The organism is Variovorax ginsengisoli (assembly GCF_030811835.1).
Taxonomy (GTDB): Bacteria; Pseudomonadota; Gammaproteobacteria; order Burkholderiales; family Burkholderiaceae_C; genus Variovorax; species Variovorax ginsengisoli_C.
Genome location: NZ_JAUSRO010000011.1, coordinates 185,391 through 196,202 on the forward strand (window position 1 = coordinate 185,391; position 10,812 = coordinate 196,202).

Genomic DNA, 10,812 nt, shown 5'->3' on the forward strand with positions numbered 1-10,812 from the left:
AAATGGGGCCAACCGCCACTCGCCGCATCAAGCGGTGAGCGCTGCTTTCATTTGCTCGAGACGAGCCTTCACGGAGGTGTCGAGGACTTCGTCACCCACCACGACGCGAATTCCGCCGATCAGCGAGGGATCGGACTCGACCCGCAGGTTGAGCTGGCGTCCAAAGCGACGTTGCAGCGCAACGCCGACGTCGTTGAGGCTCGCCTCATCGATCGGGAAGGCGCTGTAGATCACTGCGTCGGAGGCACCGTTGCGCACATTCTTCAGCGCACGGTACTGGACCGCGACCTCGGGCAGCGCGGCAAGCCGGCCATTGTCGATCACGGTGCGCAGGAAGTTCTTGCCGTGGTCCGGCAGGCTCTGCGGCAGGAGGCCTGCGATCAGGTCGAAGACCTGGTCGGCAGACACCTTGGGATCGGCAGCGAACTGCTGGAGCAACGGGGTGGCGGCAAGGTCAGCCAGCTGGTCGATCCAGCCGGCCGTGCCCTCGATATCACCCGAGGAAGCCTTGAACAGCGCATCGGCATACGGACGGGCAATGGTGGCAAGTTCGGCCATGGCGTCCTCAGAGCTCGGTCTTCAGGCGGTCGAGCAGGTCGGCGTGGACGCCGGCATTGACTTCCTTGCGGAGAATCTGCTCGGCACCCTTGACGGCCAGCGCGGCGACTTGCTCGCGCAGGACTTCACGGGCACGCATGGACTGCTGCTCGGCCTCGGCGTGCGCTGCGGCAACGATCTTGTCGGCCTCTTGCGTTGCACGGCCCTTGGCCTCTTCGACGATCTGCTGGGCGCGGCGCTCGGCGTCGGCCAGCAGATTGGTCGTCTGATTGCGGGACTGCACCAGTTCCTGCTCGACGCGCTGGTTGGCCGAAGCGAGTTCCGCCTTGGCCTTCTCGGCGGCCGCCAGGCCCGCGGCGATCTTTTGTGCGCGTTCATCCAGAGCCTTCGCGATGGGGGGCCACACGAATTTCATCGTGAACAGCACCAGCAGCAGGAAGACGATGGCCTGAACGAACAGGGTCGCGTTGATACTCACGGCAACACCTTTCTAGAGTGGCGTTGAACGAATTTACTTAGGCAGGTTGGCCAGGAAGGTCGCTGCGAACGGGTTGGCGAATGCGAACAGCAGGGCGATGGCCACACCGATCAGGAACGCAGCGTCGATCAGACCGGCCAAGATGAACATCTTGGTTTGCAGGTCGTTCATGAGTTCAGGCTGGCGTGCCGACGATTCGAGGAACTTGCCGCCCATCAACGCGATACCGATGGAAGCACCGATCGCGCCGAGACCAACGATCAAACCACAAGCCAGAGCGACGAGACCGAGAATGTTTTCCATGATGACTCCTTAGATTACAGATTGAAAGCGAAAAGAAAAAAGCAAAAACCAACGGGGAAGCACAAAGAACCAGGCCTAGTGGCCTTCATGAGCCTGGCCCAAATAAATGAGCGTCAACATCATGAAAATGAATGCCTGGAGCGTGATCACCAGAATATGGAAGATCGCCCAGACGGTACCGGCAATGATGTGACCGATCGGCAACATCACCCCCGAGAACGAGGCCGCCATCGCACCGCCCATGAGCGCGATCAGCATGAAAACGAGTTCGCCGGCATACATGTTGCCGAACAGCCGCATGCCGTGCGAAACGGTCTTGGCGATGTATTCGATGATCTGCATCAGCAGATTGATCGGCCACAGCACGGGGTGCGAGCCGAACGGCGCCGTGATCAGCTCATGGCTCCAGCCGCCCAGACCCTTGACCTTGATGCCATAGAACAGGCACAGCAGCAGCACGGAAGTCGACAGACCCAGGGTGGTCGAGAGATCGGCCGTCGGCACGACGCGCATGTAAGCGTGCGCCGGATCGTGGCCACCGGCTTCGAACAACTTGGCCCAGATGGCGGGCAGCAGGTCGACCGGCAGCATGTCCATGGCGTTGAGCAGGAAGATCCACACAAACACGGTGAGCGCCAGCGGCGCAATGAATTTGCGGCTGGTGGCATTGTGGATGTTCGACTTGGCCTGGTTATCGACCATTTCGACCAGCATTTCGACAGCCGCCTGGAAGCGCCCGGGAACGCCGGAGGTCGCCTTGCGCGCAGCAAGCCACAGGACGAAGCATCCGATGATGCCGATAACCAGTGCATACAGCACGGAGTCGAGGTTGATGACGTTGAAGTCAACAATGGACTTCTGAGTGACCGGCTCGAGGCCCCAGTTCACCTGCCAATGCTGCAAATGGTGAACGATGTATTCACTCGCGGTCGGTGCGTGTCCTTCAGCGGCCATCTTTCAGCGTCTCTTTAAGAATCAAATCCGGTTCAACAACCTGGGCCGCACCACGAGTGCCACCCAGTACATCTTTATCGCTGCCACGACACCGGCCAGCAAAGCCAGCCAGCTCAGGCTTCCGACCACCCACGGAGCCGCGGCCAGAAAGGCCACGGTCAACCCGAGCTTGATCAGTTCCCAGACAAAAAACCTCAGCATCGCGGCCGACTGATTGCCAGCCTGCGAGCCCCTCATTGCGCCCCGCACGAACAACGCCGCCGGAATCGCCACCGCCATTGCTCCGTACAGCGCAGACACCCCGGCACCCAGCCGGCCTGTCCACATCCAAGCGATTCCTGCCACGAGCAAACCGACGACCACTTGGGCCGCAATCACCCACCAGGGCGACGGTTCGGGGTTTGCTTCGCGCAGCTGCCGGGCCTGTTCGGCCGTCAGCGGCTTGAAATCGGAGTCTTCGGCATCAATCTCTGGTTCAGAAGCTTTCGTTGTCATTGGAGTCTGGCACCGAAGCGTCTGCCGAAATTTTACTAAGCCATTGATTATAGGTAGAAACACTCCTCATTCGCCATGACCAACCGGGCCCAAAGGGAACTTCGGAGGTTTGACACAATCGCCAACGATGACTACACCACCCGATATTCCCACACCACCGATCGATGCCCGCAAGGAGTCTCTGATCGAGTATCCCTCACAGTTCCCGATCAAGGTCATGGGCGCAAAGGCCGACGGGTTCGTGCACGCCATCACGCAGATTGCAGAGCGCTTCGACCCGGCCTTCGATGCCAGCACCATTGAACTGCGCAACAGCAAGGCGGGCAATTACCTGGGTGTCACGATCACCGTCACAGCCACCAGCCGCGAGCAACTCGATGAACTGTATCGCACCCTGTCCTCGCACCCGATGGTGAAGGTGGTGCTCTGAAGCTCGCGCACCAGACTGATGCATCCGCGCCACAGTGGGTGGCCGAGGTGCGCGGCCGCGTCGCGTATGTGCCCACTTACGAGGCCATGCAGAAGTACACCGCGGCGCGCGGCCCGGACACGCCCGACGCCCTGTGGCTGTGCGAACACCCGCCCGTCTTCACGCAGGGCCTGGCAGGCAAGACCGAGCACCTGCTCGCCCCGGACCCGATTCCCGTGGTCCAGACCGACCGCGGCGGACAGGTGACCTTCCATGGTCCGGGCCAGGTGGTCGCCTATCCGCTGATCGACCTGCGTCGCGCCGGCTACTACGTCAAGGAATACGTCTTTCGCATCGAGAGCGCAGTGATCGCCACGCTCGCGCACTTCGGCGTGACCGGTCACCGCGTGGCGAGTGCGCCGGGCATCTATGTGCGGCTGGACGATCCGTTTTCACATGCGGCGCTGACCGGCCCCGCGCCGCTGGCCGATCCGTTCCGGGGTCTGGGAAAGATCGCCGCGCTGGGCATCAAGGTGAGCCGCCACTGCACGTACCACGGCGTGTCGCTCAACGTCGCGATGGACCTGGAACCCTTCTGCCGAATCAACCCTTGCGGCTACGCCGGACTGCAAACCGTCGACCTTTCTACAATCGGGGTCCAAACCACCTGGGAAGAAGCCGCCCACGTGCTGGGGCGCAAGCTCGGCACCTACCTGGCACCTTAGAGCCCCTATGAGCACCACCGAAGCCGTCCCCTCCCCCGTTGTCGTGCGAGAGGCGCAAAGCGCCGCAGACTACAACCCTCTTGCCAAACAGAAGGCGGGGGCGAAGCTCTCGCGCATTCCGGTCAAGGTGGTACAGGGCGAAACACTCAAGAAGCCCGACTGGATCCGCGTGAAGGCCGGCTCGCCGACCACGCGCTTCTACGAGATCAAGCAGATCCTGCGCGAGAACAACCTGCACACGGTGTGCGAGGAAGCCTCCTGCCCGAACATCGGCGAGTGCTTCGGCAAGGGCACGGCCACGTTCATGATCATGGGCGACAAGTGCACCCGCCGCTGCCCGTTCTGCGACGTCGGCCACGGCCGGCCCGACCCGCTCGACAAGGACGAGCCGCTGAACCTGGCGCGTACCATCGCCAAGCTGCGCCTGAAGTACGTGGTGATCACCAGCGTCGACCGCGACGACCTGCGCGACGGCGGCAGCGGTCACTTCGTCGAGTGCATCCGCAACATCCGCGAACTGTCTCCGACGACGCAGATCGAGATCCTGGTGCCCGACTTCCGCGGCCGCGACGACCGCGCGCTGGAAATCCTCAAGGCCGCACCGCCCGACGTGATGAATCACAACCTGGAAACCGCGCCGCGTCTCTACAAGGAAGCACGCCCGGGCAGCGATTACCAGTTCAGCCTGAACCTGCTCAAGAAGTTCAAGGCGCTGCACCCGACGGTGCCGACCAAGAGCGGCATCATGGTGGGCCTGGGCGAAACCGACGAAGAAATTCTGCAGATCATGCGCGACATGCGCGCGCACGACATCGACATGCTGACCATCGGCCAGTACCTGTCGCCGTCGAATTCGCACCTGCCGGTCAAGCGCTACGTGCACCCGGACACGTTCAAGATGTTCGAGGAAGAAGCCTACAAGATGGGTTTCACGCACGCGGCCGTCGGCGCCATGGTGCGGTCGAGCTACCACGCGGACGAACAGGCCCACGCGGCGGGCGTCTGATCATGTCGGCGGCACACCGGCGGGTCTGGTGTGCTCCACCTACACAGGCGGGCATGGGGCCTGCGTAGCCTGTCGCGGTTCGCACCGTGTTGCGTGCACCGCTTCGTTGCTCATCACCGACAGGACTTCCGCCGTGCTGCCCCCAGAACCCGCATCCCCCACCGTGCCCGCCCTGTCGGCGCTGGTGCCTGAACTCAAGATCATGGCGGGCGCGGTCACGGCCGCGGTGATCGTCGCCGCCCTGTATTTCGGCCGCGACATCCTGATGCCGCTCGCGCTCGCCCTCCTGCTGGGCTTCGTGCTCGACCCGCTGGTCACGCGGCTCAAGCGCTGGGGCCTGCCACGCGCCTCGGCCGTGATCGTGGTGGTCGCGCTGGCGCTCGGCACGCTCGGTCTGGCCGGCGTGTTCCTGGGCACGCAAGTCAGTGCGCTCAGCGCCCAACTGCCCACCTACCAGAGCAACATCAAGGCCAAGCTGCGAAACCTGCGCGAAAGCGCGGACAAGCCCGGCATGTTCGATGGTGTGGTGAAGACCTTCGATGCCGTGAAGAACGAGGTCGACCGTTCGACCGTGCCGATCGGGCATGGCACGGGGCGAAGGAACGACGCACCGGCGCCGGTGCAGAAGGTCGAAATCACCGAACGCGGCCCCAGCGCCTTCCAGCAGGCGGCCGCCTGGTTGCAGGCAGGCGCCGGGCCGCTGGCTACGGCGGGCATCGTGCTGGTGTTCGTTGTGCTGGTGCTGTTGGACCGGCTCGACCTGCGCGACAGGCTGTTGCGGCTATGGGGCGGCAATCTGCACCGCTCGACCGACGCCATGGACGAGGCCGGCGCACGCATCAGCAAATACCTGACGATGCAATTCGTGGTGAACCTGAGCTACGGGGTGCCGATGGCCGCCGGCCTGTGGTTCATTGGCGTACCCGGCTCGATCCTCTGGGGCGCACTGGCCGCCGTGATGCGCTTCGTGCCCTACCTCGGGCCGATGATCTCGGCCGTCTTCCCCCTGGCGCTGGCCTTTGCCGTCGACCCGGGCTGGAGCATGGTGCTGTGGACGCTGGCGCTCATCGCCGCGCTGGAGATGCTCAGCAACAACGTGGTCGAGCCCTGGCTCTATGGCGCCAGCACCGGCCTGTCAGCCATGTCGCTGATGGTATCGGCGACCTTCTGGACTGCACTGTGGGGGCCCATCGGCCTCATCATGTCGACGCCGCTGACGGTGTGCCTGCTGGTCATCGGCCGGCATCTGCCCCGGCTCGCCTTCCTCGACGTGCTGCTGGGCAGCCAGCCCGCGCTCGACACGCCCACGCGGGTCTACCAACGGCTGCTGGCGGGCGACGTGGAAGAGGCCATCGAACTGGCCCACGACCAGACCAGCGATCATGCGAGCGTGGCCGCGTTCTACAACGAGACCGGCCTGCCGGTGCTGCGCATGGCCACCAGCGACCATGCGAGCGTCGCCTCGGCCGAACACCGGCACCGGGTCGTCATCGGCATGGACGCACTCATCGACGATCTGGTCGACCAGTTTCCCGAGCCCGCCAGCGCCAGTGTGCCCCTGCCGCACGCCATCTGCATCGGCGGCAAATGGGAGGTCGACACACTGGCCGCCAAGATGCTTGCGCATGCGCTGGGCGCGCAGGGCCAGCATGCGGAGATCCGGCCTGCGGTCAACGTTGGTGCCGACTACATCGCGCGGCTCGACCTGCGCGGCGCGCAGACCGTGTGCATTTCGTACTTCAGCCCCGATCCCCAGGTGCAGGCACGCCATTTCTGCCGGCGCCTGCGGCGACGCTGGCCTGACCTGAAGATCGTCCTGGCCCTGTGGAATGCCCCGGCCGAGCTGCTCGACGAGGCGGCGTGCAAGGCCCTCGGCGCCGATGCGGTGGTGACCTCGATCAGCGAAGCGGTGATGCGTGTGTCGCACCTGACGGGCATCGAGATGAAGGAGGGCTTCCTGCCCGCGCCCATTCCCGAGGCCGATGCCGAACGGCTGGCCGCATTGCGTGCCAGCGGCGTACTGGAAGCACGTGCCCAACCGCTCTTCGATGCCGCATCCAAGCGCGCGGCCGACATCTTCGACATGCCGCTGGCGATGGTGACGCTCATCGACGAAGCCGTGCAGACCGTGCGTGGAACCCATGGCGAGATCGACGACGCGCGTTCAACGCCATTGCGCGGTGACGCCCTGAACCTGCCGCGCGAGCTGTCGATGTGCGGCCACGTGGTCGCCAACGGCCAGACACTGGTGGTGCCCGACATTGCGCGCGACATGCGCTTTGCCGGTAATCCCATGCTGCGCGACAAGGGGCTGCGCTTCTATGCAGGCGCCCCGTTGCGCGACAGCGCCGGCCACGTGCTCGGCACCTTGTGCATCCTGGACGCGCAGCCACGCACGCTCAGCCAGCGCGAAGTGCGCCTGCTGGAGGCCATGGCCCACGATCTCATGGAAACACTGCGCGCGGCCGTGGTGCAGTGGAGCGACGGCACGCCAGTGGCGGCGCGCTCGGAGGCGCCAGCCTCCGCCACCGTCGGCCAGATGGTGCCGTCTGCCGCCTGACACCAGGCGTCCTTCCAGACTACGCGCGGCGTTGTTCGCCGCTGACGAGCCTGCCTGCGCCGCAGCCGCAGAATCTTCGCGTTCCGGTGTTGCCCCCGGCACGCCCCTCTTTTTTGATTCCCGCTTTCCTTTTCTGCCACAGACCTCATGAACCAAGCTCTGACCACCGCGCTCGGCCCGACCACCAGCCGCGCCTACCGCTGCGTCTGCGGCAAGCCGATTTCCTTGCGCAACAGCCGGTGTCTCAACTGCAACCGGTCTCTCGGCTACGACCCCGTGATGCGCACCATGGTGGCCATCGAACCTGCCACCGAGGAAGGCGCGCAGGACGGCGACTGGAAGGTCGTCGGCGTGACGGACGATGCCATCGTCCACCGTTGCGCCAACCTCACGACCCCATCGGCGTGCAACTGGCTGATTCCGGGCGGGTCCCTGCAGCACCGCCACGTGGCCGAGAACCTGGCGCCGGGCTTGTGCCTGTCCTGTTCGCTGACGCGCACGGTACCCGACCTGTCGAACCCGGTGAACCAGGAGCTTTTCCGCCGCCTCGAAATCGCCAAGCGCCGCCTGGTGTCGCAACTGCTGGCGCTCGCGCTGCCCGTGGAGACACGGCGCGAACGCCCCAACGGCATCGCCTTCGACATGCTCGAGAGCCTGCCCGGCGGCCCCCAGGTGCTGACGGGCCATGACGAGGGCTTGATCACGCTCAACATCGCCGAGGCCGACGACGCACAGCGCGAGAAGATTCGCGCTGAAATGCACGAATCGTACCGAACGCTGCTGGGCCACTTCCGCCACGAAATCGGTCACTACTACTGGGACCGGCTGGTCAAGGACACCGCCTGGCACGCGCCCTATCGGGAGCTGTTCGGCGACGAATCGGTGGACTATGGCGAGTCGCTCAAGCGCCACTACGAAAACGGCCCTCCCACCGACTGGCCGCTGCACTACGTCACCAGCTATGCCACCACCCACCCCTGGGAAGACTGGGCCGAAACCTGGGCGCACTACCTGCACATGGCCGACACGGTCGACACGGCGGTGAGTTTCGGGATCGACGCCAATTCGGTGGAAATCGAGAGTGACCCCTTCACTCTGGACGACCTCTGGGCGCCAGACCATCCCAACGCCGAGCCCTTCCTGGCTTTCATGAATTCATGGGTGCTGCTCACGCAGGTACTCAATGAACTCACGCGCAGCATGGGTCAGCATGACTACTACCCGTTCGTGCTCCCGCGCGAGGCGATCGCCAAGCTGCAGTTCATCCACGAAGTGGTGCGCTCGGCCAGTGAGCCGCAGGCGATGCATGCGGACCCGGCCACGACGACGTCGCCGGACACGGTGACCGACATGTCGCCAGCAACGGTCGATGGCGAGCCGCTGCCGCAATCTCCGGCGTCCGATGTGCCGCCGTTGCCGGACGCTCCCGATGCATCGGCGCCGGCCGCCGCACCTGCTCCCTTGCCAGCCGTGACGACCTGACAAGGCATGCAGTGGCGCGTGCGGGCTAGTGGTCCGACGGCGTGCGGGTCGGGCGGCGGGTCGGCGGGCCCGAGCGCTTGTCGTCGGCACGGGTCCGAACGGTCGTTCCGGACAAGGTCATTTTTCGTCTCCTGAATGCATGACCACGACCTGACGCAGGCCGTGTCCTACAAAAACGTCTCCGGCGTGCGTGCGGTTGACCTGAAAGTGTCAGCTTTGTAAACAAAACTGCTGCCAAACTGGCGACTCATTCCCGGCAAACTGAGAACCAGAGACATGGACCCCATCCGCACCGACGTCGACGCCCCCTTCGGCCGCATCGCCGACCTGATCGCCCTTAACGCCCGCCAATCGCCAGACCGCCTCGCGCTGGCCGACGCGCAAGATTCCATCGGCTATGCCGCGCTCGATGCCCTCATGGACCGCGTTGCCGCGGGCCTGCAACGCGACGGCGTGGTTCATGGCGACGCCATCGCGATCTGCGCCGCGTCGTCGGTTGCCTATGCCGCCGTGTTTCTCGGCGCCCTGCGCGCCGGGGTGGCGGTGGCGCCCCTGGCGCCCGGCTCCACGCCTGCGAGCCTGGCGCGCATGATGCGCGACGCCGACGCGCGGCTGCTGTTCACCGACGCGGCCGCCGCCGAAGTGATCGGTGCACCGGGCGAAGACGCGATCACCCGCATTGCCCTCGATGCCAGCGCCGCCGGACAGGCCCTCGCCGACTGGCTGCCCCCGCCGGGCACCCGGCCTTTCCCGGTCGATGTGCAACCGGCCTCGGCCTTCAACATCATCTATTCGTCGGGCACCACCGGCGAGCCCAAAGGCATCGTGCAGGGCCATGGCATGCGATGGGCGCATGTGCAGCGCGGCGCGCGCTACGGCTACGGGCCTGACACGGTCACGCTGCTGTCGACGCCCCTGTATTCCAACACCACCCTGGTCGTTTTCTTCCCGACGCTGGCCTTTGGCGGCTGCGTGGTGCTCATGCCCAAGTTCGATGCGGCCGGCTACCTGCAGATCGCGCAGGCACGCGGTGTCACCCACACCATGCTGGTGCCCGTGCAGTACCAGCGGCTGATGGCACACCCGGCCTTCGACGCCCACGACCTGTCGCGCTTCCAATACAAGTTCAGCACCAGCGCGCCGTTCAACGCCGCGCTCAAGGCCGACGTGCTCCAGCGCTGGCCGGGCGGCCTGATCGAGTTCTACGGCATGACCGAAGGCGGCGGCACCGTCATCCTCGAAGCCCATCTGCACCCGACGAAACTGCACACCGTGGGCCAACCCGCCCCAGGCAGCGACATCCGCCTGATCGACGAGGAGGGCCGCGAGGTGCCCCCCGGCGAGGCCGGCGAGGTGGTGGGCCATTCGAGCGGCATGATGACCGGCTACCACCGCCAGCCGGCCAAGACGCGCGAGGCAGAATGGTTCGCGCCCGACGGCAAGCGTTTCATCCGCACGGGCGACATCGGCCGCTTCGACGACGAGGGCTTCCTCACGTTGTTCGACCGCAAGAAGGACATGATCATCAGCGGCGGCTTCAACATCTACCCGAGCGACCTGGAAACCGTGCTGCGCGCCCACCCGGGCGTGGCCGATGTGGCGGTGGTCGGCGCACCCTCCGTGCAGTGGGGTGAGACGCCCGAGGGCTATGTGGTGCGTCGCGACGGCCACGCCGTCGATGCAGCCGAGCTGCTGGCGTGGGCCAACGCCCAGCTGGGCAAGACACAGCGCCTGGCCCGCCTGCATTTCATCGATGAGTTGCCGCGCAGCGCCATCGGCAAGGTCCTCAAGCGCGAACTGCGCGAACTGAACCCCTCCTGAACCGCCACGCACGCCTGCACC

11 protein-coding genes are annotated in these 10,812 nt (G+C 65.1%); 6 read left to right on the top strand and 5 right to left on the bottom strand.

Going from position 1 to position 10,812, the window contains the following annotated elements; all coding sequences use genetic code 11:
- Nucleotides 1-27: 27 nt before the first annotated feature.
- The 5 genes from J2W36_RS17825 to J2W36_RS17845 all read right to left on the bottom strand — a co-directional run bounded on the left by J2W36_RS17825 (nt 28) and on the right by J2W36_RS17845 (nt 2,788).
- Nucleotides 28-558, bottom strand: a complete 531-nt coding sequence (locus tag J2W36_RS17825; RefSeq protein ID WP_307691086.1) for a F0F1 ATP synthase subunit delta — start codon at nt 556-558, stop codon at nt 28-30.
- 7 nt (nt 559-565) lie between these two features.
- Entirely contained in the window at nt 566-1,036 is a 471-nt protein-coding gene (locus J2W36_RS17830) for a F0F1 ATP synthase subunit B (RefSeq protein ID WP_307691087.1), read from the bottom strand.
- Nucleotides 1,037-1,069: 33 nt separating this feature from the next.
- Nucleotides 1,070-1,339, bottom strand: a complete 270-nt coding sequence (gene atpE / locus J2W36_RS17835; protein WP_013543869.1) for a F0F1 ATP synthase subunit C — start codon at nt 1,337-1,339, stop codon at nt 1,070-1,072.
- Between the two features lie 75 nt (nt 1,340-1,414).
- Entirely contained in the window at nt 1,415-2,293 is an 879-nt protein-coding gene (gene atpB, locus J2W36_RS17840; RefSeq protein ID WP_307691088.1) for a F0F1 ATP synthase subunit A, read from the bottom strand.
- Between the two features lie 21 nt (nt 2,294-2,314).
- The gene (locus J2W36_RS17845) at nt 2,315-2,788 is read right to left on the bottom strand and encodes an ATP synthase subunit I (RefSeq protein ID WP_307691089.1); all 474 of its coding nucleotides are present in this window, start codon (nt 2,786-2,788) and stop codon (nt 2,315-2,317) included.
- Nucleotides 2,789-2,915: 127 nt separating this feature from the next.
- Between J2W36_RS17845 and J2W36_RS17850 the strand changes: the two genes are divergently transcribed.
- From J2W36_RS17850 to J2W36_RS17875, 6 genes are all read left to right on the top strand, one after another.
- Nucleotides 2,916-3,218 (top strand): YbeD family protein, encoded by a 303-nt coding sequence (locus J2W36_RS17850; RefSeq protein ID WP_307691090.1) that lies wholly within the window; start codon nt 2,916-2,918, stop codon nt 3,216-3,218.
- Between the two features lie 38 nt (nt 3,219-3,256).
- Nucleotides 3,257-3,922, top strand: coding sequence for a lipoyl(octanoyl) transferase LipB (gene lipB / locus J2W36_RS17855; RefSeq protein WP_307691091.1), 666 nt, complete (start codon nt 3,257-3,259; stop codon nt 3,920-3,922).
- A gap of 7 nt (nt 3,923-3,929) precedes the next feature.
- Nucleotides 3,930-4,928, top strand: a complete 999-nt coding sequence (gene lipA / locus J2W36_RS17860; protein WP_307691092.1) for a lipoyl synthase — start codon at nt 3,930-3,932, stop codon at nt 4,926-4,928.
- A gap of 133 nt (nt 4,929-5,061) precedes the next feature.
- Nucleotides 5,062-7,488: an AI-2E family transporter gene (locus tag J2W36_RS17865; RefSeq protein ID WP_307691093.1), complete on the top strand. Its 2,427-nt coding sequence runs from the start codon at nt 5,062-5,064 to the stop codon at nt 7,486-7,488.
- Nucleotides 7,489-7,635: 147 nt separating this feature from the next.
- On the top strand, nt 7,636-8,970 hold the full coding sequence (locus J2W36_RS17870; RefSeq protein WP_307691094.1) for a zinc-binding metallopeptidase family protein: 1,335 nt from the start codon (nt 7,636-7,638) through the stop codon (nt 8,968-8,970).
- A 276-nt stretch (nt 8,971-9,246) separates the two neighbouring features.
- Complete coding sequence (locus J2W36_RS17875; protein WP_307691095.1) at nt 9,247-10,791, top strand: class I adenylate-forming enzyme family protein; 1,545 nt, start codon at nt 9,247-9,249, stop codon at nt 10,789-10,791.
- Nucleotides 10,792-10,812: the final 21 nt, after the last annotated feature.

What these genes read in the sequence shown, in the direction of transcription:
- J2W36_RS17825 (WP_307691086.1), bottom strand. Translation starts at nt 558, where the DNA reads ATGGCCGAACTTGCCACCATTGCCCGTCCGTATGCCGATGCGCTGTTC.
- atpE (WP_013543869.1), bottom strand. Translation starts at nt 1,339, where the DNA reads ATGGAAAACATTCTCGGTCTCGTCGCTCTGGCTTGTGGTTTGATCGTT.
- atpB (WP_307691088.1), bottom strand. Translation starts at nt 2,293, where the DNA reads ATGGCCGCTGAAGGACACGCACCGACCGCGAGTGAATACATCGTTCAC.
- J2W36_RS17845 (WP_307691089.1), bottom strand. Translation starts at nt 2,788, where the DNA reads ATGACAACGAAAGCTTCTGAACCAGAGATTGATGCCGAAGACTCCGAT.
- J2W36_RS17850 (WP_307691090.1), top strand. Translation starts at nt 2,916, where the DNA reads ATGACTACACCACCCGATATTCCCACACCACCGATCGATGCCCGCAAG.
- lipA (WP_307691092.1), top strand. Translation starts at nt 3,930, where the DNA reads ATGAGCACCACCGAAGCCGTCCCCTCCCCCGTTGTCGTGCGAGAGGCG.
- J2W36_RS17870 (WP_307691094.1), top strand. Translation starts at nt 7,636, where the DNA reads ATGAACCAAGCTCTGACCACCGCGCTCGGCCCGACCACCAGCCGCGCC.
- J2W36_RS17875 (WP_307691095.1), top strand. Translation starts at nt 9,247, where the DNA reads ATGGACCCCATCCGCACCGACGTCGACGCCCCCTTCGGCCGCATCGCC.